Origin of the sequence: Shewanella sp. NKUCC01_JLK, from assembly GCF_019345615.1 — a bacterium.
Classification (GTDB): Bacteria; Pseudomonadota; Gammaproteobacteria; order Enterobacterales; family Shewanellaceae; genus Shewanella; species Shewanella oncorhynchi.
In genome coordinates this window covers 167,430-194,023 of record NZ_JAHKRD010000012.1, presented here as the reverse complement: position 1 = coordinate 194,023, position 26,594 = coordinate 167,430, and the positions used below count along the sequence as shown (strand labels likewise).

The window sequence follows — 26,594 nt, the reverse complement described above, 5'->3', positions numbered from 1 at the left end:
GCCTTGTGGAACCACCTGATCCCATCCCGAACTCAGAAGTGAAACGCAAACGCGCCGATGGTAGTGTGGGGTCTCCCCATGTGAGAGTAGGTCATCGCCAAGCGCCTAATTTAGGTTAACGTGTAGACGTTAAGCTAAAGGAGCGGTAGTTCAGTTGGTTAGAATACCGGCCTGTCACGCCGGGGGTCGCGGGTTCGAGTCCCGTCCGCTCCGCCAACATTAAGAGATAAGCCTCATCGAAAGATGAGGCTTTTTTCGTTATGGTGTCGCGGATAATTCGTGTCAGTGACGCACATGCTTTGGGCTCGAAGTATGTGGTTATCGTCATAGCTGGCCATCCCAATTCCTACGAGTGTACGTTATTGTTATTCGGATCAGTCCGAGATAATTTTAATCTCTTGGCTTGTAGCTGACGCTCTATGCCTACTGGTAACGTCTATCTTTTTCTCGTCCTAATTGACTTAATATCGTTTATATTGAAGTATTTATTATTAAGCAGATACTTAAATTCCAAGAATGATTGAAATTGAGTAATTTGCCCCAAGATCGTCTTAAGTGCTGCAGTTTTGTAGCGTCCATCAATGAGGTCTATGCCATGCTTTATGATTTAACGGTTGTACAATTTAGCAAGATGCTGAAAAATTTAAGCGTTATTCTTGAAAAAGGCGAATGCTTCGCAAACCTCAAGAAAGTTGATATGGCGGTGCTATTAAACTCACGTTTAGCGCCGGATCAATTCAATCTTATTCGCCAAGTTCAAATTGCCTGCGATACTGCCAAAATTGGCGTAGCACGTTTGACTGATAACTTAGATACAGTACCAAAGCATGATGATAGCGAGACGACGCTGGCTGAGTTGCAAGCGCGTATTAGCTCGGTTTTGGATTATTTAGCGACGTTTAAAGCGGATGATTTTGCTAATGCGGCCACGATCCATGTCTCACAACCACGATGGGAAGGAAAATATCTTACAGGTTATGAGTTTGCCATTGAGCACGCTATTCCGAACATTTACTTCCATGTAACAACAGCCTACGCGATTTTGCGCCACAACGGTGTTGAAATTGGCAAGAAAGATTACCTCGGCGCTATGCCATATAAGTCGTAAATCTAGGCTAGATGTAGTACTGTTGCGTAGCCTAATTGTTGCGCAGCAGCGCTTTGCCGCTCGAGCTTACCAACCTTTCTGCATTACTACCTGTTCTTTCTCTACCTATGTTATGCCGCTTTGTCGCTGGAAATTTAGGACTCGTTAGGGTTCTGTTACGCGGATGAAGTCAATCAATACTCAGTTTTTCATTTCGACCTTACGTCTCGATTATTTTTATCCTGTTAGCATGTGATTTAATTTTGTTGGCTTAGGTAAATGATATGGGCCGTAAGTTTATGAGTCGCCAAATTATCTATTACTTAAATAGTGAATGGCGAATTGACTCATTATAAAGATGACCTGTTTGTTCGTTTTGAGCAGGGATTTACTGGAAGAGCCTATTTAAGGTTCTAATTAAAGGAGTTAGCTATGTCTATCGAATCTCAAGCCGTCGAGAGTCCAACTGATGCAACGACAACTGATTTACCGATGAAGAGCAAGAAAGCAAAAAAAGCCGCCATTACTAGTGGTTTGCGCCTCAAAGACAAGTTAACCCAAGACACTCGCCGCCGAATTGAAATTCTGCACGAGCAACGCCAATTATCCAATCGTTTCGGCGTGGATATAGAAATTGACTAAAGCCTTTGGCTTGTCGCTAAGTATTAGATATCACATCTAGATATTTAGCCAGCATGTACAGCTTCACGACGCCCGTCGTGAGGCTTGCTCTCTTAACTTAGCAACTTTGCTGACTTAATTCATACTCCATAATCGTGACCATCTCGCCTTTATAATCTTCATGTGAAATCATTGACCAACCCAGCGCTCGATAAAAATCGGCTTTATCTGCAGTAAATAAATAGATTTTCTGTAAACGAATCGCTCTAGCATGCTCAATGACGGCATTGACGAGCAACTTACCTAATCCTTTATTTCGATGGTTTGCATTCACATACACATTGGCGAGCCAAGGACTTAAGTCGGTTCGGCTGTCCATATCGGCGGCGATTAATGACGATGATCCCATTACTTGATTTGCCTGTTCGCAGATAAACATCTTAGGAATAGCTGCGTCAGTTAAATAATCGTGCATTTCCTCAATCAGCGTGGTGACTGATGTATCCGCAGAACTCAAATGTGCCCATGCTTGATGATGCCACTCCGCCAATTGTGGAATGTGTTGCGGGGCAGATTTTAGGTCGATAACTTTCATATAAATCTCTGGACTTGTGTTATGCAAAGGGCTTAATGGTGCGACATAGTGGCACGAATAATTAAGTCCGTTCGCTGGTCTGAATGATTTGGCGGCAGGATTAATTAAGCACGGTTTGGCTGAGTATACCGCTTAACTCGGGAGCGGCAGAAATATGCTGGCTTTAAGTCCGCCTTGTTTCGCATGGCTAAAACCGAGTTCGCCTTGATAACTGTCGACGATATCTTTGCAGATAGATAATCCTAAACCATGGCCCTGGATGCTTTCATCTAGCCGAATGCCGCGCTCAATGATAACGGACAGCGCGGCATCGGAGACGCCTTCGCCATCATCGCTGACTATGATCCCATAACCTGCGGTGGGAGCCGTTTGATGCACTATACGGATCTCAATGTTCTTGCGGCTATGCTTGCAGGCATTATCCAGCAAGTTGCCTAAGAGTTCGAGTAAGTCATCCCGATCAAACGGCATCACTAAGCCGCTCGCGTAATGGCTATGAATAATGCGGTCTGGGTAAATACGCTGCATTACTTTGATTAGCGGCGCAAGATCGTCATCGAGCACGGTATAACGCCCTGGAGTGGACAGGCCGACAATCTTAGTGCGCTTAAGCTCTCTCTCGATGATGTGGTGCAGGTTTGCGAGCACCTTGCTGCCCTCACTCCGCTGTTCTGGTGGAAGGCTTTCTAGGTAGGACTGCAGCCCTTGTAACGGACGTTTCATTTCGTGGGCTAAGTTACCCAAGGCATTACGGGAGCGTTGTACTCGCTGGCCCAATTGATTGACTAAACGATCTATCTCTTCGATCAGTGGGACTATCTCGCTTGGCACTTGGTCAGGATTGATTTCTTGCCCTTGGGTGCGCATTTGCCGTATAGCTTCTGGCATCTGCTCTAAGGGTTTAAAGCCGCGTTTCAGTAGCTGATACTGCGCCATTAATAGAATAACAATCGTGAGCAACACGGCTGCGCTGGCAAAGGCTAAAAATTGCACTTGGGTTTGTTCGAGCTCGCTGATGTCTTCTGTCACCCACAAAGTAACTAATTGGTCATCTTTGATAACGGCCTGACTGAACATCAGCCAATGTTCTTTGCCGATAAACTCAGTGGCTTGGCGTTGTTCACCAGCGGTCAGCTTAAGCATGTTTACGTTATGGTCGAATAGGGAGCGTGAGCGCAGAGTTTGCTCGCCGATTTGAATCGCAAAATAATGCCCAGAATTAACCCTGTGGTACACATTGGGTAAACGGTCGGTGGTGAGCGCCCATGTGCCATCGGGATTATGATTCAGGGCGGAGATCAGGCTGTCGGCATCGTGTTGTAGACGCGAAGCGACAAAGTCTTGGGTTAATACTTGGATACCTTGGTACAGAAAATACAGTAACAACACCATGGCAAAGGTGAGCGTGATCAGCAGATTGCGCGTCAGATAACCCTTGAGTGAATACACGCCTTTTACTCCTTGAGTCGATAACCTTGGCCGCGGCGGGTTTCGATATAATCCTTGCCTAAGCGCTGGCGCAGGCGGTTGACGTACACTTCGATGACATTGCTGTCTTTGATTTGATCTTCTTCGTAAATGCGTTCACTGAGCTCTGACTTAGAGACGATCTTGCTGGGATTGACCATTAAGTAATGCAGCAGACGATATTCAAGCTTAGTCAGTTCTATCACTTCACCATCAACATTGGTGACGGCTTGTTTGTCGACATCGAGGGAGACGCCTGCATGCTGCAACATATTGTCGGCACGGCCAAAGTGGCGGCGGATCAACACTTCGAGCCTTGCGAGTAGTTCTTCAATGTGAAAAGGCTTGCCGAGGTAATCATCGGCACCCGCCTTGAGGCCATCGACTCGCTCGTGCCAAGCATCGCGGGCGGTGAGGATCAGCACTGGCATGGCTAAGCCTTTTTGTCGCCATTGGCCGAGGACTTGTAGACCGGGTTTGCCGGGTAAACCGAGATCGAGGATCACGGCTTCGAAGTTTTCTTCTTCGCCTAAAAAGGCGCCATCAATACCGTTATCGGCGTGCTCGACGGTATAACCCGCCTTGTTAAGGGCGGGAATGAGGCGCGCGACCAGATCGGTATCATCTTCAATCAATAGCAAGCGCATCAGTCGACCTTTTCCTTTAGCCACTCGCCGGTTTTGGCGTCAATCTTGATTTCATACACTATGCCATCGTCACGAAGGATTTCGAGCTCGTAGATGATCCTTCCATGTTTTTGCTCGACTTCGAGATCGAGCAACCGTCCCTTTAGCCGTGATTCATAGCGTTGCATTATGGTGTCGAAGGGCAAAACTTTGCCCTCCTTAACCCACTCGACCACCTTGCTGGAAAGATCATCGTCGTGGGCATCAGTGCTTGGACTGCTAATCATCCCAGCGGCCAAAACCAGGAATATTAACGGTATCTTCATCGAATATGCCCTTCTCTGCGAGGTTGTGACAATTGCTGCATTGACTGAATGAGCCGACTTTGGGGTTATCTTGCACCATACGTCTGGGGATCTCATCGTGTTTGCCAATAAAAAATGCCTGTTCTGTGATCTTCTGCGGCCCAGAACCTACGAGCAGCGGCGTGCTGTTTTTCATCACCTTACCATTTTGCGCTGCATGTTGAACCAGATATTCCTCAATTCTAGCAGTGACTTGAGTATCTAGGCTGGCGTTGTCACCAAAGTGATTATCAAGATTTGCGGTAATGGCGCGCCACTTGTTGGCGGGGAGTAAATTGGCTGGATAAGCCATGTGGCAGCTACCACATTCTGCCGTGTATTCCGCATTCTGTGGAACGGCGCGGCTGAGCTCGCGGCCATCGTCCGCATAGCCTGTGCCAGTTAAGGTTAGGCTGACACCGATAACGCCAATGGCCAATGCCGCGGCTGTGAGTGATGAACCTAAGATCCAGCTAATAGGGTGTGCTTGTTGAGTCATGACATCTTCCTTTTTGTGTCGTTACCTTCTGTGGAAGGTATTGAAATTAATCGATCTAATTAAATGAGTTATTGAATGAGTAATATGGTCGACATTTGGCGGTTATTGCAGGCTTAACCAAAGTAAGGCATCGCCTTTTTCCTGCGGCGTGCAGTCGCGTTTAAAGGTCCAGTTACAGTTACGGCTAAACCATTTCTCAATTTTGGCTGAGTCGGTTAACCGATCTGCGGTAATCGATGGCGCCATAGGGTCAATGGGTTTACGGGTATTGTGGTGCATGCCCATGTCGGTGACTTTGGCGGTATGGCAACTGGCGCAGCTTCGGCCGTCCATGTCCTGTAGCCAAAGCTTTTGTCCTGCGGCGGCGGTAAAGGGCCCTGCGCCTTGGGCTTGATAGCTTTGCAGTTGCGTGCCAATGCGCTCGGCGCTAAGTGGCAGGCTTTGCACTTTACTGTTGACGGCGCTAACGCTGAGGCTAGTCAGCAGCAAGGTTGAAATTGCGACAATGGCAAGGCGACTTTTATTCGTGTGTCTGGTTAATCTGTTCATAGGGCATTCCTTTTGGGCTGGATATCTTATTGCTAAGCAAAATGGCTAAGGGATTAATCTTCTTGTCCCACAGGGCGTTGTTTCTTGCCCGTGACCATGGCTCTGACTAAGTTTTCTTTGTGCAACAGGCTGCTGACGATGACGCCGCCAACGTGGATGACCACAAGGAACACTGTGAAGTTGGCAAAGAATTCATGGACTTCTTTTATGGCGCCTTCGGGCCAAGTGGCGAAAAAGCTCGTAGCTAATGGGCCGTGTCCGTCGGTGGCGTACAGCGCCATGCCTGAGAATCCCGCGATGGCTATGCTGGCAATCAAGGCCACTATCATCATTGCCCCAGCGGGGTTATGGCCTATGTAGTCTTTGGCTTTGCCCGTGACGAGTCCTTTGAGGTACACCAGCACTTCTTTAGGGCGAGTGATAAAGTTGCTAAAGCGCGCATTGTGGGTACCCATCACGCCCCAGAGCAGGCGAAACACCAGTAAAATTAAGATGCTATAACCTGCGTAACTGTGGATGGTCATCCACTCGTCTTCGCCTTCAGTGAGGTAGGCTAAGGCAAAAAAGCCGACGAGTGACCAATGGAATATGCGGATCAACAGGTCCCAGACTTTGATGGTTTGCAGTGTGTTTGATGACATGATGTGACGCTCCTAAGTGGGTTTAGGTGTAGGCTACTTAACCCAAACTTAAACCTCGCTTAAATTTTGAGGCGCGAACATTTATTCGAATTGATAGGCTTGAGTGGCGCGGTTGCTCGGGTGGTGAGCCTTAAATGTCAACGAAAACTCACTTGTTAACCTATTGGTATTACGGTAGATTCTGCCACCTCAATCGAGTGAAGGGATTAACTTATTTATGTCTACCGCCGTTATTCGCGCTTTTATCAGCCGCAATCCGAGTCGTAAATCCTTTTGTATTTATGCCGTTTTATTATTTTTGACTGAAGTCTTAATCGCTTTATATGCACCTGCGGGTTTTATTCGTGGTTTTGTGGGCGATGTACTAGTAGTGATCTTACTGTTTTGTATGGTGCGGGCTGTCGTTCCGGTTGACAGCCCAGCAGAAAAGTCCCTAGCACAAAACACAGGCGAGGGCATGAAGCGTTTTTTTCAAACTCCTTGGTTGGCGTTTTCGGTATTGCTGTTTGCCTTTGCTATCGAGTTTGGTCAGTATTGGGGTTTAGTCGACAAGCTAGGCTTGGGCGGAAATCGCTTGGCGCGAATAGTGATAGGCAGCCATTTTGATCCACTTGATCTCGTGGCGTATTTTGTCGGTTATTTGATCTTACTGGGCTGTTATTGGAAAAGCCGTCAGTTCTAGTGATTTGAATTTGCAAGAGCCGCGTGATGTGTGTGTTCGCGGGTAGGCGAGATAGGTAGGCGAGATAAGTGGGGTAAGGGATGCAGCCGATAACGGGGTTTTCACTGCTAACAGAGCATGCCGATGGGTTTGAGCCTAATCCACTGAAAATGCCTCTGTATTTCAATGGTCAACCTACTCATACCTTTATTGCTGGCTTAGTGATTGAAGGCCAATATCGCTGCGTTTTATCCAATAAAACCTTGGGGTATTTGGTCATCACTTCTTTCGATTGTCCCTTCGAAGAATCGACCGAGTTTAGTCTGCTTGATGAAGGGTTTAAGCTCATTGCGACAACCTCTTTGGCGCAAATGTACGATTCTTTTCTGCTTTATGCCCATTGGCCTATGACAGATAACCGACTGAGGTTGCACTATTACGGTCAGTTTGTGCTGGATTTAGTGATGACAACGGGCAGTTCTTGGTTACCTTTTCAGCCAAAACTTAAACTGGTTGAAGTTGTCGATCCCCAAAGCGATCCACAAACAGCCTCCTCTCTTGCTGAATTAGCCCAGCGTTTAGCGCGGATTGATAATATAAACTGAGTGAGGTTTGAATTAAATTCAGTTAAAAAAGAAAGGGCTATTCGCCCTTTCATGTTTATCACTTGTATCGATTACTCATGCGGAAAGTGTTATAAGCTTGCTTGCAAAGACGTTTAAAAACCTAAATAAAAGCTTCCTCACATCAGCTTGTTTGAGCCCCAAAACCTTAGAAGAAACCTAAAGGATTCACATCGTAACTTACCAAGAGATTCTTGGTATTTTGATAGTGGTTGAGCATCATCTTATGGGTTTCGCGGCCAATGCCGGATTTTTTGTAACCACCAAAGGCGGCATGGGCAGGATAGGCGTGGTAACAGTTAATCCACACTCGACCAGCTTGAATGCCACGCCCCATACGTTGAGCCGTGTTCATATCACGTGTCCACACGCCAGCACCTAGGCCGTACTCAGTATCGTTCGCGATCGCTAAGGCTTCGGCTTCATCTTTAAAAGTGGTGACCGAAATGACGGGGCCGAAGATCTCTTCTTGGAAGATACGCATCTTATTGTGGCCTTTCATAATCGTCGGGCTGATGTAATAACCTTCGCTTTGGCCGCCATCGAGTTGGCAAAGTGTGCCGCCCAGTAGCACTTCTGCACCTTCAGCCTTACCTATGGCTAAGTAACTTAAGATTTTATCGAACTGTTCTTTAGAGGCTTGAGCGCCAACTTGAGTGTCGGTATCTAAGGGATCGCCTTGCTTAATGGTTTGCGCGCGGGCGAGCACTTTTTCAATAAAGCGATCAAAAATCGATTCTTGGACTAGCACCCGAGATGGGCAAGTACAGACTTCACCTTGGTTGAAGAAGGCCAGCAACATGCCTTCGACGGCCTTATTTAAATACTCGTCTTCATGGTCCATCACATCGGCAAAAAACACGTTAGGCGACTTACCGCCAAGCTCAACGGTTGATGGAATTAAGGATTCGGCGGCGCATTTTAAAATGTGATAGCCAATTTCGGTGGAGCCCGTAAAGGCCAATTTAGCGATGCGTTTGCTGGTGGCCAAAGCTTGTCCAGCTTCGGCGCCAAAGCCGTTGACTACGTTAAGAATACCCGCGGGTAATAGGTCTTCAATCAGTTCGATCAAGACCAGAATCGAGACTGGCGTCTGCTCCGCAGGCTTGAGTACCACACAGTTACCCGCCGCTAGCGCAGGTGCGATTTTCCATGCGGCCATTAAGAGTGGAAAGTTCCAAGGAATGATCTGGCCGACCACGCCTAAAGGCTCTGGGAAGTGATAACTGACTGTGTTGCCATCGATATCGGCAGCGCTGCCTTCCTGTGCGCGGATACAACCCGCAAAGTAGCGGAAGTGATCGACGAATAAGGGCAAGTCGGCATTTAAGGTTTCACGCACCGCTTTACCGTTTTCCCAGGTTTCGGCAACGGCTAAGTATTCGAGATTTTGCTCGACGCGATCGGCAATGCGCAGTAACAGGTTTGAACGCTCGGTGACTGAGGTTTTACCCCATGCTTCTTTCGCTGCGTGAGCGGCATCTAATGCTAATTCAATATCTTGTGCATCGGATCGCGGGATTTGGCAAAAGTTTTGGCCATTCACGGGGGAGCGATTGTCGAAGTATTTGCCATTGACTGGGGCGACCCATTTTCCGCCGATAAAGTTGGCGTATTTTTCTTTGAAGTTAACGATTGCGCCTGCGGTTCCGGGTTGAGCATAAATCATAGAATCATTCCTTCTTGTGGATGGCATGCTGGGCGTTGGCGATTTTTACGCTCTTGGCTTCAGCAAGGGAGTCTTGTTGATGCATCTCTGCTGGATGCCTTTTTAAATATTTTTCGTTTTGCTTTAAGCCAATCCTATTGATTGGCTTAGTGTTCTCTTATGCAACACCTGAGGCTTGCATACCAAGGGTGCATCGCAAGGAGAGTGCCAAACTGGCAGGAGTTGTACACTTGTTGTGCTAACAGTATGATGAAAAGCTAATTTTGCAGATTTGAATAAGTATGGGCACTCAGGGAGAGAAGTGTGTCCTGTGGTTACTTTGTCATTGAGTGGCACACAGCAATTGTGCTGAAACGGAACACAGCTCTGGGGAGCACGGCTATGGCAGTTAAACCGCATTTACCATCGACACAGGCGTGGTTGGCCGATTCGTGGCAGCGCAGCATTGGCGCTGGCTTGTCAGAATTTCAGTTACCCCAAGATCTTAGGCTCGATGCCTGCGGACTAAAGCAGAAACATGAGCAATATCAAATGCTCATAGCATTAGTGCAATCCCATGCCTTGCCTTTGTTCAATCAGTTGATGGCGCATTCTAATAGCCGACTCCTGCTCTCCGATGCCGAGGGTTATGTGCTTAGGCATTGGGGTGTGAGCCGTTACTCCACAAAACTGGCAGATGTGGCTTTGGATATTGGGGTGAATTGGCTTGAGCAGCACAAGGGTACCAATGCGATAGGGACGGCACTTACCGCCAAACAAGCCGTATCTGTGGTGGGTGAGCAACATTTTATTCGCCAGAATCGTTTTATGAGTTGCACTGCTTGCCCGATATTTTCCCCCCAAGGTGAGATGCTAGGGGTGATTGATATCACCAGCGAGCAGCAAAAGCACACTCAGCAGACGCTAATGTTAGTGTCCAGTTTGGCGCAGCAGGTCGAGACCGCGCTTTTGTGCCATCTGCCCGATAGCCATTATCGAATCGATTTAGCTGCGCAGCCAAACCTGTTGAATTCGGGTTGGCAGGGTATAGTGATTGCCGATAGCGATGGTCGCATTGTGGGGTGCAATCCCATGGCGAAACAATTGCTTAATCATGCCAAGGTGGGCGATACCGTCGAGCAGTACTTAGGCAATAATTGGAGCCGTGCGGGTGGTTTTAATCAGCATTTAGCCTTGCATCTACAGACTCAATCCTTAAATATTCCCAGTGCTAAGGGTCGAGTTGCGATTAGCAATAAATCGCTCAATCAATTGGGGGTTCGGTTTCGCGATCCTCAATTAGAACGGGCTTGGCAACATGCCAATAAGGTGATCACCAAGCAAATTCCGCTGTTAGTGCTTGGTGAAACTGGCGTCGGTAAAGAGCAGTTTGTTAAAAAGCTCCACGCTCAGAGCGCGCGTCGCACCGAGCCTTTAGTGGCAGTGAACTGCGCGGCATTGCCTGCCGAGTTAGTCGAATCTGAACTCTTTGGTTATCAGGCGGGCGCTTTTACTGGGGCAAACCGCACTGGATTTATCGGCAAAATTCGCCAAGCCCACGGCGGTTTTTTGTTTTTAGATGAAATTGGTGAAATGCCGCTGGCGGCCCAGAGTCGTTTACTCAGAGTATTGCAAGAGCGCGAAGTGGTACCCGTTGGCAGTAATCAAAGCTTTAAAGTCGATATCCAAATCATTGCCGCAACCCATATGGATTTAGAACAACAGGTGACTCAAGGGCTGTTTCGGCAGGATTTATTCTATCGATTGAATGGTCTGCAAGTACGTTTACCTGCGCTGCGTGAGCGGCAGGATATCGAGCGTATTATCCATAAATTGCATCGTAAACATCGTATCGCCGCGCAGGATATCTGCCCAGAACTGTTAGGGCAAATGATGCAATACGACTGGCCGGGGAATTTGCGTGAGCTGGATAACCTCATGCAAGTCGCTTGCTTGATGGCTGAAGGCGATGACACTTTAACTTGGCAGCATTTACCTGATTATCTGGCGGCCAAACTCACATGCGAGCCGTTAAAAGTAGGCCTGTTACAAGCAGCCCCCTTATTTGAAGAATTTAAGGAGGTAAGCCGTCAACATTCAGCATCACAGCTGCAAAGTGGTAAGTTCGCTGTGGAGCCGAATGTCACAAAGGTTCAATCGGATTCCCTAAATGAGGCGATTTATAGCAATGTGCTGCAGGCATTTCAGGCCTGTAATGGCAATGTGAGCCAATGCGCTAAGCGTTTAGGGATCAGCCGTAATGCCTTGTACCGGCGATTAAAACAGATGGGGCTTAAGGATTAATGCTAGCTTACGGCTCTTGTTGTGAAGCTCAATCAATCGCTAAATATCTCTTAATCACCCCACGTTTATCCACTTCGCAATAGACTAAAACCGAGAGGTTTTAGTCCACAATCTCTAGCTTCAGTATCTGACAATGTGACTTTTTGTTGTTGCCAATTTATGTCTAATAGGTTTTATTGATTCGTATAATCGATAAAGATCGTTTCTTCTAATTACAAATTCAGAACTATACTGCGGGCAGGCAGAAAAGAGCTTGGCGTTATGCATAGAAGAGGAACTGTTATGCATCTTACTAAAAGCCTTTTAATTATTTCTATGGGTCTGACATTGAATGTACAGGCTCAAACTTTACCAACAAATACCCTGACACGTGACAATGGTGCACCTGTGGGTGATAACCAAAACTCGACCACAGCGGGCAGTAATGGCAGCGTGTTATTGCAAGATGTGCAGCTTATCCAGAAGCTACAACGCTTTGCCCGTGAACGTATTCCTGAGCGTGTCGTCCACGCCAGAGGCACAGGTGTGCATGGTGAATTTGTATCGAGTGGCGATTTTAGTAACCTAACCCAAGCGGCACCCTTTGCACAAAAAGGTAAAGTGACGCCCGTATTTGTGCGCTTTTCTACCGTGATCCACTCGAAAGGTTCGCCAGAAACGCTGCGTGATCCCCGAGGGTTTGCGACCAAATTTTATACGGACCAAGGTAACTGGGACTTAGTAGGTAATAACTTACCCGTATTCTTCATTCGCGATGCGATCAAGTTTCCTGACATGGTGCATTCACTCAAACCATCGCCAGTGACCAATATGCAAGATCCGAATCGTTTCTTCGATTTTTTCAGTCACGAAGCGGGTTCAACTCATATGTTGACTCAGGTTTACAGTAACTTAGGTGTACCTGCCAGTTATCGTGAAATGGACGGTTTCGGTGTGCATGCGTACAAATTTGTGAATCGAGATAACCAAGTTAAATACGTGAAATTTAACTGGAAGAGTCTGCAAGGTGTTAAAGGCTTACGTCCCGATGAAGTGGTTAAAGTCCAAGGACAAAACTTTAACCATTTAACCGATGATCTTTATAGTGAGATCAACAAGGGTAACTATCCTAAGTGGGATCTGTACGTTCAATTACTCGACCCGACTGAGCTTAATAAGTTTGATTACAACCCGTTAGACGCCACTAAGGTGTGGCTAGATGTGCCAGAACAAAAAGTGGGCACTATGACGCTGAACCGCATGCCTGCAAACTTCTTCCAAGAGACTGAGCAAGCGGCATTTGCGCCATCGAATTTGATCCCTGGGATTGAGCCTTCGGAAGACAGATTACTGCAAGGCCGCATGTTCTCCTACGCCGATACTCAGCTGTATCGACTCGGCGCGAATTTGTCGCAATTGCCGATTAATAAACCCTTAGTGGCGGTGGCAAACCACAACCAAGAAGGTGCGGGCAATATGGGGCATACCCAGTCCGATGTGAACTATCAACCGAGCGTACATTTAGCCTTGGCCGAAGATAATCGTTATCGTGCGGTAACAACTGCGCTGACGGGGACTGTGCAACAAACGGCTATTAGCAAGCAGGATAACTTTAGCCAAGCGGGCGTCTTTTATCGCAGCTTGAGCAAGCAAGATAGAGCAGATCTGATCACTAACTTGGCCGGTGACTTAGGCAAAGTGAACGATACCAATGTGAAACATCAGATGCTCAGTCACTTTTATCGTGCAGACCCAGAGTTTGGTGAGCGTTTAACCAAGGCCGTAAAGGGTGATCTGGCCGAGGTTAAACAGCGTTCAATCTGATGTCGTTATTTTTAGGACTGTTTTGGTCGCAGAGATTTGCGCGTTAACTGTCCGAATCCAGTAAGTCCCGCAAGACGTAAACAAGCTCTTTTCTGCCCAGTTTAAGAGAGCGTCTTGCGGGCATTTCGTCACGTCTCATTGTTTAAATCTCTATTTTAGCTGTGCTGGGAGCCATTGATGAAACACACTATTGCTATCTTATTATTGATTATTGTGGCCCTGAGTATGTCGGTGGCAATGGGGGCGGGTTCGCTTCAAGCGCCATTGGTTACACCCGCAACTGTCAGTCAAACGGACGAGCCCGATACCGCACAAGTACAATTGCTGGTGGACTACTTTTTTGCTGCAGCGCGTACCGGCGATATCACAGTGCTTGAGCATTTTCTCGATGCAGGCTTCCCTATTGACCAGAGAAATAGTCAAACCTATACCGCGCTAATGGTGGCGGCTTATAACGGCCAAGAGGCTGCAACGGATTTATTGCTTGAGCATGGTGCTAATGCTTGTTTGCAAGATAAGCGTGGTAATACGGCAATGATGGGCGCTGTGATTAAGGCCGAATTCACTATCGTAAAGCGGCTATACGCGAAAGAATGCAATGCGAACCTAACGAATAATGCCGGAATGACCTTGACTGAGTTTGCCCGTTACTGGGGTCAAAGTGGCGCTTTACAGCAGGCGAGTTTAAAGCAATAAAGACGCTAGATCTTGCGCCCGATCACTCTTGGTCATTATCTTTAATCTGTTTAGATCTCAGCATTTACTATTAGCAATAAGTCTGCTTGTTAATGATGTCTATGCCTTTTATGGTAACTTTTTGAATATCGTTTAATACGGTTTGGCCTTCGGAGAGCGATTTATGTTTGATGCCTTACTACTGACGCAAGAAGATAAACGTACGTTTGCTCAAGTTTCACAAATCACAGAAGCTGATTTGCCAGAAGGGGAAGTCTTGGTTGATGTCGCCTATTCCTCGCTGAATTATAAAGATGGTTTAGCTGTGACCGGTGCTGGCAAAATCATTCGTCAGTTTCCTATGGTACCAGGCATCGATTTTGCAGGCGTGGTGCGCGAATCGACGGATGCAAGATACCAAGTTGGTGATCAGGTGATTTTGACGGGCTGGGGCGTAGGCGAAAACCACTGGGGTGGTATGGCGCAAAAAGCGCGAGTTAAAGCCGACTGGCTGGTGCCCATGCCGCAAGGTTGTGATGCCGCTAAATCCATGATGATAGGCACTGCTGGGCTTACGGCGATGTTGTGCGTGCAAGCGCTGCAGCAGGCTGGGGTAACACCGCAAAGTGGGGATATTCTTGTCACAGGTGCCAGTGGTGGTGTGGGTTCTGTGGCGGTGACTTTGCTCGCCAATGCTGGCTATCGTGTGGTTGCCTGCAGTGGTCGAGTTGAACAGAATGCGCCTTTATTGAAGGAGCTTGGTGCCGCAGAAGTGATTGATCGCAGTGAACTTGAACAAGATGCTAAGCCGCTTGAGGCGCAGCGCTGGGCGGGTGTGGTCGATACCGTTGGCAACAAGATCCTCGCCAAAGCATTAGCGCAAATGCAATACGGTGGTGCAGCCGCTATCTGTGGTTTAGCGGGCGGTTTTGCATTACCAACAACCGTTATGCCGTTTATTTTACGGGGTGTGAGTTTACTGGGAATCGACTCTGTTTCTTGTCCATTTGAGAAACGAAAAGCGGCGTGGGAAGCTGTGATTAAAGCACTACCCGAACATTTTTATCAGCAAGCTTGTCAGCAGATATCATTGGCTGAGGTGCCTGATTTCGCAAATAAAATTATCCAAGGCCAAGTCACTGGACGTGTATTAGTTAAGCTGTAATCCCGTTTCCTACGTTTTAACACGATGGCAACACTGAGGTGTTGCCAATTACGACTAATTAGTTCTGCCTCCTATACTTGTTCTTCATATCGGCTATTTCGGTAGTGTAATCGTCACTTCAAGACCGGTTGGTACACGGTTCTCGGCTTTAATCTTACCTTTGTGGGCGGTAATCGCCGCTTCAGTGATTGCCAGCCCAAGTCCCCAGCCACCGCTTTCTCTTTGTCTTGCCGAGTCGGGGCGGTAGAAAGGTTTAAAAATGGCATCGAGTTCGGCGGCATCTATGCCTGGACCATCGTCTTTTATGGTAACTTGTACTTGATCAGCCGTCGCACTCGCCTGCAGGTGAATATCGCTTGCGGCATAACGGATCGCGTTACGCAGCAGATTTTCAATCGCGCGGGAAAGTGATTTAGGAAAATGCGCTAACTCAATTTCTTCATCGATATCGATAGTAATGCTTTTACCTTGCTGTTCTGCTTCAAATTCCGCATCGTCTAAAACTTGGCTCAGGGATTCGGCCAAGCCTAAATGTACTTTGGTTTCGTTAGTACTGAGCTTGACCCGCGAGAGCTCTAACAATTCACTGATAAGCTTTTCGAGTTGCTCAGCTTCATAACCTATGCGTTCCGTTTCGGTGGTCTGCTGACCTTTTTTACGGGCGAGGGCAAGGGATAACTGTAGCCGCGTCAATGGGGTGCGTAGTTCATGGGAAATATCCCCCATGAGCCGCTGCTGATTATTCACCATAGCTTCGATGGAGTCGGCCATGCTATTGAAGGCCTTGGCTAATTGGCCTATTTCATCTTTACGCTGTGTGGTGGACTTATCGACACGGTGACTTAAGTCACCTTCGGCGAGGGCATTCGCACTTTTTTTGAGTGAATTTAATGCTTTACCTAAATGCCACGCGAGCAAGCCACATAATAATCCCGAAAGGAAAATCGCTAGGCTTAAGGTTAATAACTTATTTTCGGCGAAGAAGAAGAACCAAGGCCGTGGATGGTTATCCGGTAGGCGGCCATAAAGTGAATAGGTTTCAGCGCCCAGATTAAATTGATAGGGACCAAACACCAGCTCATCTTTAAACTGATGGCTAATCGGTTGTTTTTCTTCATCTGCCATCAGCATAAAGCTGCGCACACCGCGACTCACCCTGTGGGTGTTGATCACTTGGCCTTGGCTGTTGACAAGATAGACCCGTAGAGGTTTACCTTCCATGTCTCTGTGTCTTTCCCAGCGCCGAAGAAAATCGGATTCCAGTAAGGCGGGGTTTTCTTGAATGCGCTTAGCTATCGTCGATAGGACTTTTTCAAGGTGAGGTGGCAGTGGCGCACGGTCGTGATTTTGTTGCAGCAATGGTAACAGACCCACTAAGGCAATGATTAGCGAGCTGCACAGCCAAAATCCGAGCAATAATTTGATAAATAAACGATTAGGCACAGTCGATACCGCCGTTATGGGAGCCAAATATAACCTTTGCCACGGATGGTTTTCACCCTTGGCCGACCATCGCTACGCTCGGGGAGTTTTTTACGTAGATTCGATAAATGCATGTCTAAGCTGCGATCGAAGGGCATGAGTTTTTTGCCGAGCACTTTCTCGTTTAACTCTTCCTTGTTCATCAACTCTCCAGCGTGCAGTGCTAGGGTGTGCAGCAGAGTGAATTCAGTGCCTGTGAGTATGATTAATTGCTCATTACAGTAAGCTTCTTGGCGCGATGGATCTAAGCGTAGATCGCCAAACTCTTGGGCGGGCGCGGCATGGATTTCTTGGGTTGTTAAGTTCGAACGACGAATAATGGCGCGGATACGGGCGATTAACTCTCTGTCATTAAACGGCTTTGGCAGATAATCATCGGCGCCGATTTCAAGCCCAACTACGCGATCGATTTCATCGCCGCGAGCGGTCAGCATTAATACTGGGGTTTGTTTATGTTGGCGCAGTGCGCGTAGCACTTCAAAACCGTTTAATTTAGGCAGCATGACATCGAGTAGGATCAGATCGTAATCTGCAGTCAGTGCCAGATCTAAACCTTGTTTACCGTCGTAAGCCAAGGTTAATTGAAACCCTTCTAACTCGAGCAGTTGCCCTAGTAGCTCAGATAACCCCAGATCGTCATCGATTAATAATATCCGACTCATACTGTTCCTTAATCTCTGTAATGTGGCCTCGTATGCCTGTTTATCATAGGCACTTTTAGCGCTTTGGCTGAGTATACCTGTTTTGATGTCAATTGCTGTGTAGCAATGTAAGCCAAAGTAAAGAATAGAGTTATTGCCGCAACTTTACAGTGATTTACTCAGGCAACGCCCTCACTTACATATAGGGGTTTAGACTTGAAGGGTCGAAAGTGACTCGGCTTAAAAGGGTCGTCACTGTGTCTTATTACTTGCCATATTAAAGTTGAACCATCGAGGTTAACACTATGAAAACATTATCACCTTTGAAAGCGAGCCTGTTTGCCATTCTAGCGAGTTCTGCGGTTTTCGCGACGGCAGTTAATGCAGCACCTAAGGATGCTGGCTGCGACTTCTCTAAATCTGAATTCCATAAAGGCGACCGCATGGAACATGGCGGCCGACATATGGACCACGGTGGCATGCATCGTATGTTTGAAGGGCTCGATTTAACGGATGCCCAGAAAGCTGACGTCAAAAAGTTGTTTGCCGATCAGAAAGCCACGCGCGCTGATAATCGTCCAACGAAAGAGGAACGCTTGGCACATCGCACAGAGATGCAGGCCTTAATTACCGCGCCAAGTTTTGATGAAACACAAGCAAAGGCACTGATGAGTGCGCAGCAAGAGCAGCGTCAAACTCAAGCCATTGAACGTATGAAGCTGCATAATCAAATATTTAATCTGCTGACACCAGAGCAGCAAGCTAAGTTTAAAGCGCGATTTGAAGCACAAGCTGGTAAAGAACCTCGCGGTTAAGCGTCTTAGCTGATATACAATAGGGTCATAGCTTCCCAAGATAGATCCCTTATGACTCAAACTTCCCAATACGATTTTTGGGTCAAACTGGCTAGCCGCGCTTCCGTGGCTACCGCTTTGATCCTTATTCTTATCAAGATGTTCGCTTGGCTTTATTCCGGCTCCGCCAGTATGTTGGCATCTTTGACGGATTCCTTTGCCGATGCTCTCGCTTCTATTATCAATTTTATTGCCATTCGTTACGCGCTTGTGCCGCCGGATCATGACCACAGATATGGCCATGGTAAGGCTGAGCCGTTAGCGTCTCTAGCGCAATCCGCCTTTATTATGGGCTCCGCATTTTTATTACTTTTCTATGGTGGCGAGCGTCTATTAACACCTGTTCCGGTTGAAAATGCCACCATAGGTGTAGTTGTTTCTATCATAGCGATTGTGATGACGTTAGCTTTAGTCATGTTGCAGAAACGCGCATTAGCGGCGACAAAAAGTACTGTGGTTGAAGCTGATTCGCTGCACTATAAATCAGATTTATTCCTTAATGGTGCGGTATTGTTGGCACTAGTATTAGCGCAATACGGTTGGTGGTGGGCTGACGGTTTATTTGCGGTAATGATTGCATTTTATATTGGTCATCAAGCCTTTGGCTTAGGTTATCGCTCAATTCAAGCCTTGTTAGACAGAGAGCTAGACGAAGAAACTCGCCAGCAAATCACGCAAATCGCGATGGAAGATCCACGGGTGCAAGGGCTGCATGATTTACGCACTCGTCAAGCAGGCAAAACTGTTTTTATTCAATTTCATTTAGAACTCGATGGCAATTTGAGTTTGAATGAAGCCCACAGTATTGCTGATACAACAGGGATAAGAGTCAAAGCCGCCTTCGAAGATGCTGAGGTGATTATTCACCAAGATCCGGTTAAACCTGAAGTCAACGAAACATAAATTAAGGACAAGCTATGGCATGGATGCAGAAGCAAAGTCACAGATGGGATCATTCCACTCGATTGATATGTCGCTATCATAGGCTATCGACTCGCTTTGAGTTGATAGCCGAATCTGTGATTTCTGACATTAGCATCCCTATGAGTACAGAAATCACGCTCCTGATGGAACAGAAACCTTCGATAGTAAATCAAGCGGATAGTACCGTATCTCCTGTGATAGCGGGGGCTTGGAGTCAGTTAGTCCTGCGTAAACATCTTTATTACTTACCGCAGAAAATTGATCTCGACATTGCTAACCAAGCTTATCGAGTCCATGTCTGGCCATTATTTCTTTAGCGTACACGTATTACTTGTGTGGCGTCTGGCAGAGTTGTCGTATCCGAATATTTGGATGTGAGAAGGCGTCGTTCCCTCATCCGTTGGCTATATGCGAGTTTTATAGGGCTGTTGCGGGTGTTAGGTTAAAGTTATTAATAGTTTCAATTTAAAAATAATACTTACAGTAAATATTATTTAGCCACATAACGAATAACAATAACTTCCATTTTCCGACTCAAGCTGAATCAATGCTGTATGATTTGTATTTTGATAATTTAAACCATGACACTTCTGAATTGCTTATTGTAATATCCGCGCCGTCTAATACTTTCGTTAAATCATTAGGGAATTATGATGAATAAATTATCAATTGTTGCTATCTCTTTACTATCAGCATTAGCGGCCACTCAAGTCTCTGCAGCAACCGACACTACTGGATTTTATGTGGGTGGTGCATTAAATAGAGTCACAGCTGATGCTTTTGATGGTTCAGAAACCGGTACTGGTGTAGGCGTATACGGTGGCTATAACTTCAATGAATGGTTTGGTTTAGAAGCTAACCTGTTTGCCACTGGTGACTTAGGCGATAAGGATGTTGATATTAGTGCAGGTGCATTAAGCTTCACACCTAAATTTACTGCACAAATTAATGATATTTTTTCTGCCTATGCCAAAGTGGGTATAGCATCTATGGCGGCGAATGTTGATGGCTATGGTTACGATGAAGACTTTACTGGTTTTGGTTGGACTTATGGTGTAGGTGTTAATGCCGCCGTAACAGAGCACTTAAATATCCGTGTAAGCTATGATGTCACTACAGGTGATTTAGATGCCGACCGTAGCTATTTAGGATTAAAAGATATTGACACTGATATTAAGCAATTCGCTGTAGGTATGCATTATCAATTCTAATTTTTTTAGATTTGGCATATTTAATTCATGCCAATGAAAATGAAATGAATTTCAAATAGAAAGGGATGTGAAGATATCCCTTTTTATTGTTTGATATGAATAAGCTTGTATTGATATAACGAGTAGTAACGTTATTTTATCTACTCAATCCATCGACAGTTCTTTTAATTTCCGCGTTAAAGTATTTCGTCCCCAGCCTAAACGTTTCGCCGCTTCCTGTTTATGGCCTTGAGTATGGCGCAGCGCAGTTTCTAGCAGTATGCGCTCGAATGCGGGCTGCACCTCAGTTAACAGATCGCTGTTTCCTTCCGAGAGTTTTTGGTCTATCCACTCAGTCAGTGCCGATTGCCAATCTTGGCTGCCTTTCGCCGTGTGGGTGACACTCACAGGGTCTTTCAGTAATTCTGGCGGTAAGTCTTGGGGTAAAATTTCTTGCCCCGATGCCATTACGGTTAACCAACGACAGGTGTTTTCGAGTTGTCGGACATTACCGGGCCAAGGTAATTGGGAGAGTTTTACCGCAGTCTCCTTGGCCATGATCTTAGTTTCCACGCCAATTTCCTTTGCTGCAGAGGCGAGGAAATGGGTAGCGAGCTGGGGAATGTCCTCCCGTCTTTGTGATAGTGGCGGCAAGTGCACGCGGATCACGTTGAGGCGATGGAACAAGTCCTCTCTAAAGCCACCTTTTTGTACTAATAATTCAAGATCTTGGTGGGTCGCCGCTATGATACGCACATCGACTTGTACCGCATTATGACCTCCGACGCGGTAGAATTGGCCATCGGCGAGCACTCTGAGTAACCGTGTTTGTACGTCTAACGGCATATCGCCGATTTCATCTAAAAAGAGCGTGCCACCGTTTGCTTGTTCGAAGCGACCTTGGCGCACATTGGCTGCGCCAGTGAAGGCACCTTTTTCGTGGCCGAATAGCTCAGATTCGATTAAATCCTTAGGGATCGCTGCCATGTTCAGCGCGATAAACGGCTTATCTTTACGTGGGCTGTGCTTGTGTAACGCGCCAGCCACTAACTCTTTTCCCGTACCCGATTGACCATTGATCAGCACGCTGATCGATGAGCGTGAAAGTCTGCCTATGGCGCGAAACACTTCCTGCATCGCTGGCGCTTCACCTATGATTTCGGGCGTTTTGACTTGGGCTTCCTGCGCGGGTGCAGGGCTCTGTTCAGTGGCATGGGTAAGTGCGCGCTCAACCAGAGAGATAGCCTCATCGATGTCGAAGGGTTTAGGCAGATACTCAAATGCGCCCGCTTGATAGGCACTCACTGCACTGTCTAAGTCTGAGTGCGCTGTCATAATGATCACGGGAATATGGGGATAATGCACCTGCAATCGTTCGAGCAGGCTTAAACCATCCGTGCCGGGCATACGGATGTCCGACACTATCACGTGCGGTTGCGATATTTCTAATGCCTGCCACAGGGATTCGGCGGCGGCAAAGCTGGCGGTGCTGAGCTTAGCACCTTGCAGTGCCTTTTCGAGTACCCAGCGTATCGAGCTGTCATCGTCGAGGATCCACACTTGTTCACTAATTCGCATCTTGCTTCCTCATACGGTAGGGGTAGGTACTCTCGAAATTATTTAGCGCATAAAATCGGTAATGAAATGATAAATTCTGTGTGCCCAGCGCTGGAGAGGCAATCGATCCTTCCCGAGTGTAAACGGGCAATATTATGGGCAATCGAGAGGCCTAAACCTGAACCTTGCTCACGGCTTGTCACCATGGGATAAAATAATGTGTCCATTAGCTCAGGCGGTATACCGGGGCCGTTGTCGATAATCGATAGGGTTAACACTAGCTTGTGGCGCTGTGAACCTATGGTGACTTGGTGTTGAGTGCGAGTGCGGATCAAAATCTCGCCCCCCGTATGCTCAAGTGCTTGCACCGCATTTTGTAAAATGTTCAGCACAGCTTGCTGCATTTGGTCCGGATCCATCTCGATATCGGGAATGGATGGATCGTAATCCCGTTTGAGCTGGATGTTAGCGGGCAGCGCCATTTCAACTAACTTATAGACCTTTTGCACCACTTGATGGATGTTGTGCAGACTGTGCTGTGTCGGCCTTTGCGGGCCGAGCAGACGGTCCACTAAATTACGCAGCCGATCGGCCTGCTCTATGATGAGCGTAGTGAATTCCTTCAGCGCCGGATCATCCAGCTCCCGCGATAATAGCTGCGCCGCACCGCGAAGGCCGCCTAAAGGATTCTTGATTTCATGGGCTAAGTTGCGCACCAAAAACTGCGCCGCTTGTTGCTGTGCATCTTGACTCAGTTGCTGATGAATGCGTCTTTGTTGGTCGACTTGGCGCAGTTCGAGCAGGCTGAGCTCTGCCTCATCATCGAGGGGAATAAGGGTTAAATCAACGGTATGATGTTGGCCATCGAGCGTGACTAGTGCTGCCGTATTGACCGTTAAGCCTTGGCCGGCTGTTACTGCATCCATTAATAGCTTGGCGTCGACACCGAGGATTTGATAATGCTCAGGCAAAGTTTGTTCTACGAGTCTATGGCTACCAACACCTAATAATTGCTCTGCTGCTGCGTTGGCATAACAAGGCTTGAGATCCTTATCTATGACAAGTACAGCGGTAACTAAATGATTGAGCAGTGTCTCTTTATCCATCGACCATTCCTAGAAATAGGGTTGCACCACTATGGTGCACCAATCTGGTGCAAGCTGCAACTTGTCTTCATCAAACGGTTTAGTCAGGAGGAGTTAATCTAACTTCATGTATTTAAAGTTTTTATACTAACTTTTACTATACAAATAGTGACATTAACGCTTAGCTGCTTGATGAAGAAATATCTTTCTTGGTGAACTTGATGCAAAGACTTTGCCGTTTTGAGTCAAAGCGTCAACGACTAAGGTATGTTCACCTCTGTCGATGTTTTTGAGTTTAAAGGTACCGCCAATTTGCGGTTGACCGACGGGGTTGCCATCGAGCTTGAGGGCCATCAAATACTGACTTTTTAGCTCTGGGGTGATAGTCGCAACGACGTCGAAATCGCCATTGTTATCTCTGACGGTTTCCTCTTCGGTCGGAGAGGTAATATTGACTTGATATTGAATAGATTCAATTGCTTGAACTGAGCTGTTTAAGTCTGTTTTGGGCAGAGGAAGGGCAATTTGATTTAAGGTCTTATCTTTTAGCTCAACGACTTGGGCATTTGGCTGCGGCTCATCGGAGTAATGGACTTTGCCATCCTTATCGACCCATTTATAAACAGTCGCTTGCGCTAACATGCTAAATAGCACTAAGCCGATGAGTGTGAGTGAACGCATGCTAAAGTCCCTGTAGCCTTGAGATAGAGTTAATCAAGATTAGTCTCTTTTACATCAAAAATCATGGTGTTTGTTGCACTAAGTGGTTAAGGATGTCATCACAGAGAAGGTATAAAGTCGACAGAAAATGGGGCGGCAGAAACAGGGGTTAGTTAAAGTTGGTTAAGCTCGGGCACTAACATGTGCCCGAATTCTATCCATCAATTACAGGCTTGCATCGAGTTGTTTCTCGATCTCACTCGCTTTGACCCAAGCGGCATGTTGGGATAATTGAGTGGCATAGCGTTCAATGTGTTCAAATTTCGCGAGATCGCCACTGTTCGCCAGTAGTTCTACAACAAAGGACATCATGATATCCGCACCCGTGAGCTTGTCTGCAACAAGATAGGTTTTATCGGCCAACATATCATTGAAGTAATGGCTTATCTTACTGACTTCTATCGCCGCATAACCTTCAAGGAAATTGGTTTTACAACCGTCCTTTTGCACGAACATACGCAGTAACAAAGGCAGCATGGCTGAGCTTTCGGCAAAGTGTAGCCATTGCAGATAACTGACATAGTCTGCGCTGTCTCTGGCGGGGGCTAAGGTATCCGCCGCATATTTTTCAATAAGATATTCGGTGATCGCACCCGATTCTGCTATCACTTGACCGTCCATTTCGATAACGGGTGATTTACCTAACGGATGAATTTGCTTAAGTTCGGGTGGCGCGAGAAAAGTCTGGCTATCACGTTGATAACTCTTAATTTCATAGGGTTGACCTAGCTCCTCTAGCAACCAGATGATACGTTTAGAGCGTGATTTATTGAGATGGTGCAAGGTGATCATGGGCTTTCCTTTGGACAGTGAGAGTACATTTTGGCTGTCGCACTATTATGGTGCGACAGCTCTTTTTAACGTATTTAGCACACTTGTGCGCCTGTCTTTGTTCATTTCAAGCTGAGCGTCGCGTATTTATCGCTTAGCCTCTCGCGTTCAATTGCGCAACTATGGTTTCGGCTACGGCTTCGGATGATCCCGGATTTTGGCCTGTGATCAAATGGCCATCTGCGACGACAAAGCTTGTCCAGTCATCGCCTTTGACATAATTGCCACCATTTTTCTGCAGCATGTCTTCAACCAAAAATGGCACGACATGAGTGAGTTGCACGGCTTCTTCTTCAGAGTTGCTGAAACCGGTAACCCGCTTGCCGCTGACCAATGGCTTGCCATCACTGGTTTTAGGGTGCAGCAATGCAGCAGGCGCATGACATACGAGCCCTAGGGGTTTATTGGCTTGATAAAACTGTTCAATCAAGACGATAGAATGTTTATCTTCGGCAAGATCCCACAGTGGACCGTGGCCGCCCGGATAAAAAACCGCATCATAATCGGCTGCGTTGATTTCACTTAAGCGAGTGGTATTCGCTAGCAGTGCTTGAGCCTCAGGATCTTTGCTAAAGCGTGCAGTAGCTTCGGTCTGAAAGTCTGGCTCATCACTTTTTGGATCGAGTGGTGGTTGACCGCCCAGTGGTGAGGCTAAGGTAATGTCAAAACCTTTATCTTTAAAAACATAAAAAGGTGAGGCGAATTCTTCTAGCCAAAAGCCGGTTTTTAAACCGGTATCACCGAGTTTATCATGCGACGTGAGTACCATTAATATATTCATACCTTTACCTAAGTTGCTCACATCAATATGTGTGAGCTTTGGGTTTAGTTCATTTGACGTTATAGGGCTAAGGTCAAAATGTCACGGCTCATGGCTGGGTCAATATTGCCATGTTCGCCAAGTGCCACCATGCCGTGCAGTTCAAGCTGTTTCACTACAGTATCAACGTGGCTGGCATCGAGATCATAGGCAGATAAATGTGTCGGTATGCCCATGGCTTCGAAGAAAGCCTTGGTTTTTGCGATAGCGGCGTCGATACGCTCGTCATCTGTACCTGTGTTGATGTGCCACACACGGTCGGCGTACTGGAGTAGCTTTTCGCGTTTAGCCTCTTTTGTACATTGCAACAGGGCAGGCAGTACGATTGCCAATGTACGCGCATGGTCGATATCGTAAAGTGCAGTTAGTTCATGGCCAATCATATGGGTTGCCCAGTCGTGGGGAACACCGACGCCAATCGTGCCGTTGAGTGCCATAGTGGCAACCCACATTAAGTTCGCGCGAATGTCGTAATCTTCGGGTTGAACTAGCACTTGTGGACCAAGCTCAATCAAGGTTTGTAAAAGACCTTCGGCAAATCTGTCCTGCACGGCGGCGTTAACTGGGTAAGTGAGGTATTGCTCTGTGATATGTACAAAAGCATCGACAACACCGTTGGCCACTTGGCGCTCTGGCAGGGTGAAGGTTTTGGTCGGATCGAGTATTGAGAATTGTGGATAAACCAAATCATTACGGAATGGCAGTTTAGCCTGTAGTGATTTACGGGTCACTACGCTGGCGTTGTTCATTTCGGAACCGGTCGCAGGTAAGGTTAACACTGAGCCAAAAGGCATAGCTTGAGTCACATTGGCGCCCCAGCTAGTGAGAATGTCCCAAGGTTCACCTTCGAATACCGCTGCAGCGGCAACAAATTTAGTGCCATCGATAACCGAACCACCGCCAACCGCGAGGAGGAAGTCGATATTCTGCTCACGTACTTGGGCGACGGCTTTCATTAAGGTTTCATAGGTTGGGTTTGGCTCAATGCCATCGAACTCGACAACGAAACGATTACCCAATGATTGTTTAACTTCGTCTAACGTGCCTGTTTTTCTAGCACTGCTGCCGCCAAAGAGGATCATCACTTTAGCATCGCTCGGTACTAGAGAATCAATTTCGGTGATAGTGTCTTTACCAAAACGGATTCGGGTCGGGTTGTAATAGTTAAAATTTAGCATGGAT

27 protein-coding genes, 1 tRNA gene, 1 rRNA gene and 1 pseudogene are annotated in these 26,594 nt (G+C 46.9%); 14 read left to right on the top strand and 16 right to left on the bottom strand.

The features are described from left to right. From rrf to KO537_RS14730, 4 genes are all read left to right on the top strand, one after another. A 5S ribosomal RNA gene (gene rrf, locus KO537_RS14745) occupies window positions 1-103 on the top strand; the annotation flags it as partial. A 36-nt stretch (window positions 104-139) separates the two neighbouring features. Continuing rightward, window positions 140-216 (top strand) — tRNA-Asp (locus tag KO537_RS14740). Between the two features lie 379 nt (window positions 217-595). Beyond that, window positions 596-1,108 carry a DUF1993 domain-containing protein gene (locus KO537_RS14735; RefSeq protein WP_063885021.1) on the top strand — a complete coding sequence of 171 codons (513 nt, stop codon included), beginning with the start codon at window positions 596-598 and terminating at the stop codon, window positions 1,106-1,108. A gap of 411 nt (window positions 1,109-1,519) precedes the next feature. Beyond that, window positions 1,520-1,729, top strand: a complete 210-nt coding sequence (locus KO537_RS14730; protein ID WP_105251048.1) for a hypothetical protein — start codon at window positions 1,520-1,522, stop codon at window positions 1,727-1,729. Between the two features lie 97 nt (window positions 1,730-1,826). On the opposite strand, the gene KO537_RS14725 is transcribed toward KO537_RS14730, so the two are convergent. The 7 genes from KO537_RS14725 to KO537_RS14695 all read right to left on the bottom strand — a co-directional run bounded on the left by KO537_RS14725 (window position 1,827) and on the right by KO537_RS14695 (window position 6,429). Continuing rightward, window positions 1,827-2,303, bottom strand: a complete 477-nt coding sequence (locus tag KO537_RS14725; protein WP_173242633.1) for a GNAT family N-acetyltransferase — start codon at window positions 2,301-2,303, stop codon at window positions 1,827-1,829. Between the two features lie 132 nt (window positions 2,304-2,435). Beyond that, window positions 2,436-3,752: a sensor histidine kinase gene (locus KO537_RS14720; protein WP_219234745.1), complete on the bottom strand. Its 1,317-nt coding sequence runs from the start codon at window positions 3,750-3,752 to the stop codon at window positions 2,436-2,438. A 5-nt stretch (window positions 3,753-3,757) separates the two neighbouring features. After that, window positions 3,758-4,417, bottom strand: coding sequence for a response regulator transcription factor (locus tag KO537_RS14715; protein ID WP_173242637.1), 660 nt, complete (start codon window positions 4,415-4,417; stop codon window positions 3,758-3,760). After that, window positions 4,417-4,683 (bottom strand): PepSY domain-containing protein, encoded by a 267-nt coding sequence (locus KO537_RS14710; RefSeq protein ID WP_173242639.1) that lies wholly within the window; start codon window positions 4,681-4,683, stop codon window positions 4,417-4,419. Before KO537_RS14710 ends, KO537_RS14715 begins: the two co-directional genes overlap by 1 nt. After that, a complete protein-coding gene (locus KO537_RS14705) occupies window positions 4,676-5,239 on the bottom strand; it encodes a diacylglycerol kinase (RefSeq protein WP_173242641.1) in 564 nt (187 codons plus the stop codon). The genes KO537_RS14710 and KO537_RS14705 overlap by 8 nt, the downstream gene beginning before the upstream one ends. Window positions 5,240-5,341: 102 nt before the next feature. Next, a complete protein-coding gene (locus KO537_RS14700) occupies window positions 5,342-5,788 on the bottom strand; it encodes a DUF1924 domain-containing protein (RefSeq protein ID WP_173242643.1) in 447 nt (148 codons plus the stop codon). 53 nt (window positions 5,789-5,841) lie between these two features. Further along, window positions 5,842-6,429 (bottom strand): cytochrome b/b6 domain-containing protein, encoded by a 588-nt coding sequence (locus tag KO537_RS14695; protein WP_173242645.1) that lies wholly within the window; start codon window positions 6,427-6,429, stop codon window positions 5,842-5,844. Between the two features lie 217 nt (window positions 6,430-6,646). Here KO537_RS14695 and KO537_RS14690 point away from each other — a divergent pair, with 217 nt between their 5' ends. Together KO537_RS14690 and KO537_RS14685 are read left to right on the top strand one after the other, a co-directional pair. Beyond that, the gene (locus KO537_RS14690; protein WP_219234744.1) at window positions 6,647-7,111 is read left to right on the top strand and encodes a DUF2809 domain-containing protein; all 465 of its coding nucleotides are present in this window, start codon (window positions 6,647-6,649) and stop codon (window positions 7,109-7,111) included. Between the two features lie 80 nt (window positions 7,112-7,191). Further along, a complete protein-coding gene (locus KO537_RS14685; RefSeq protein WP_173242649.1) occupies window positions 7,192-7,695 on the top strand; it encodes a hypothetical protein in 504 nt (167 codons plus the stop codon). A 166-nt stretch (window positions 7,696-7,861) separates the two neighbouring features. On the opposite strand, the gene KO537_RS14680 is transcribed toward KO537_RS14685, so the two are convergent. Further along, window positions 7,862-9,382, bottom strand: a complete 1,521-nt coding sequence (locus KO537_RS14680) for an aldehyde dehydrogenase family protein (RefSeq protein ID WP_173242651.1) — start codon at window positions 9,380-9,382, stop codon at window positions 7,862-7,864. A 381-nt stretch (window positions 9,383-9,763) separates the two neighbouring features. On the opposite strand from KO537_RS14680, the gene KO537_RS14675 reads away from it, so the two are divergent. From KO537_RS14675 to KO537_RS14660, 4 genes are all read left to right on the top strand, one after another. Further along, window positions 9,764-11,665, top strand: coding sequence for a sigma-54-dependent Fis family transcriptional regulator (locus KO537_RS14675; protein ID WP_219234743.1), 1,902 nt, complete (start codon window positions 9,764-9,766; stop codon window positions 11,663-11,665). A 282-nt stretch (window positions 11,666-11,947) separates the two neighbouring features. Further along, entirely contained in the window at window positions 11,948-13,468 is a 1,521-nt protein-coding gene (locus KO537_RS14670; RefSeq protein WP_105251058.1) for a catalase, read from the top strand. A 177-nt stretch (window positions 13,469-13,645) separates the two neighbouring features. Beyond that, on the top strand, window positions 13,646-14,164 hold the full coding sequence (locus tag KO537_RS14665; protein WP_219234742.1) for an ankyrin repeat domain-containing protein: 519 nt from the start codon (window positions 13,646-13,648) through the stop codon (window positions 14,162-14,164). A 163-nt stretch (window positions 14,165-14,327) separates the two neighbouring features. Beyond that, a complete protein-coding gene (locus KO537_RS14660) occupies window positions 14,328-15,308 on the top strand; it encodes an MDR family oxidoreductase (protein WP_105251060.1) in 981 nt (326 codons plus the stop codon). Window positions 15,309-15,401: 93 nt separating this feature from the next. On the opposite strand, the gene KO537_RS14655 is transcribed toward KO537_RS14660, so the two are convergent. Together KO537_RS14655 and KO537_RS14650 are read right to left on the bottom strand one after the other, a co-directional pair. Beyond that, a complete protein-coding gene (locus KO537_RS14655; protein ID WP_219234749.1) occupies window positions 15,402-16,751 on the bottom strand; it encodes an ATP-binding protein in 1,350 nt (449 codons plus the stop codon). Between the two features lie 14 nt (window positions 16,752-16,765). Continuing rightward, on the bottom strand, window positions 16,766-17,452 hold the full coding sequence (locus tag KO537_RS14650) for a response regulator (RefSeq protein ID WP_105251061.1): 687 nt from the start codon (window positions 17,450-17,452) through the stop codon (window positions 16,766-16,768). A gap of 284 nt (window positions 17,453-17,736) precedes the next feature. On the opposite strand from KO537_RS14650, the gene KO537_RS14645 reads away from it, so the two are divergent. The 4 genes and pseudogenes from KO537_RS14645 (at window position 17,737) to KO537_RS14630 (ending at window position 20,420) form a co-directional block, all read left to right on the top strand. After that, entirely contained in the window at window positions 17,737-18,246 is a 510-nt protein-coding gene (locus KO537_RS14645; RefSeq protein WP_113941370.1) for a Spy/CpxP family protein refolding chaperone, read from the top strand. A 51-nt stretch (window positions 18,247-18,297) separates the two neighbouring features. Next, on the top strand, window positions 18,298-19,188 hold the full coding sequence (locus KO537_RS14640; protein ID WP_131525141.1) for a cation diffusion facilitator family transporter: 891 nt from the start codon (window positions 18,298-18,300) through the stop codon (window positions 19,186-19,188). A 14-nt stretch (window positions 19,189-19,202) separates the two neighbouring features. Beyond that, window positions 19,203-19,655: pseudogene (locus tag KO537_RS14635) on the top strand (hypothetical protein). Between the two features lie 207 nt (window positions 19,656-19,862). Next, window positions 19,863-20,420 carry a porin family protein gene (locus KO537_RS14630; protein ID WP_131525140.1) on the top strand — a complete coding sequence of 186 codons (558 nt, stop codon included), beginning with the start codon at window positions 19,863-19,865 and terminating at the stop codon, window positions 20,418-20,420. Between the two features lie 144 nt (window positions 20,421-20,564). On the opposite strand, the gene glnG is transcribed toward KO537_RS14630, so the two are convergent. The 6 genes from glnG to KO537_RS14600 all read right to left on the bottom strand — a co-directional run bounded on the left by glnG (window position 20,565) and on the right by KO537_RS14600 (window position 26,590). After that, window positions 20,565-21,977, bottom strand: coding sequence for a nitrogen regulation protein NR(I) (gene glnG, locus KO537_RS14625; RefSeq protein ID WP_131525139.1), 1,413 nt, complete (start codon window positions 21,975-21,977; stop codon window positions 20,565-20,567). Between the two features lie 38 nt (window positions 21,978-22,015). Beyond that, window positions 22,016-23,062, bottom strand: coding sequence for a nitrogen regulation protein NR(II) (gene glnL, locus KO537_RS14620; protein ID WP_219234741.1), 1,047 nt, complete (start codon window positions 23,060-23,062; stop codon window positions 22,016-22,018). Between the two features lie 153 nt (window positions 23,063-23,215). Further along, window positions 23,216-23,722 (bottom strand): DUF4124 domain-containing protein, encoded by a 507-nt coding sequence (locus KO537_RS14615; RefSeq protein WP_131525137.1) that lies wholly within the window; start codon window positions 23,720-23,722, stop codon window positions 23,216-23,218. Window positions 23,723-23,926: 204 nt separating this feature from the next. Beyond that, the gene (locus tag KO537_RS14610; RefSeq protein ID WP_168826402.1) at window positions 23,927-24,553 is read right to left on the bottom strand and encodes a glutathione S-transferase; all 627 of its coding nucleotides are present in this window, start codon (window positions 24,551-24,553) and stop codon (window positions 23,927-23,929) included. A gap of 133 nt (window positions 24,554-24,686) precedes the next feature. Continuing rightward, window positions 24,687-25,373, bottom strand: coding sequence for a type 1 glutamine amidotransferase domain-containing protein (locus tag KO537_RS14605; RefSeq protein ID WP_219234740.1), 687 nt, complete (start codon window positions 25,371-25,373; stop codon window positions 24,687-24,689). Window positions 25,374-25,432: 59 nt separating this feature from the next. After that, a complete protein-coding gene (locus tag KO537_RS14600) occupies window positions 25,433-26,590 on the bottom strand; it encodes an iron-containing alcohol dehydrogenase (RefSeq protein ID WP_173242662.1) in 1,158 nt (385 codons plus the stop codon). Between the last annotated feature and the right edge of the window lie 4 nt (window positions 26,591-26,594).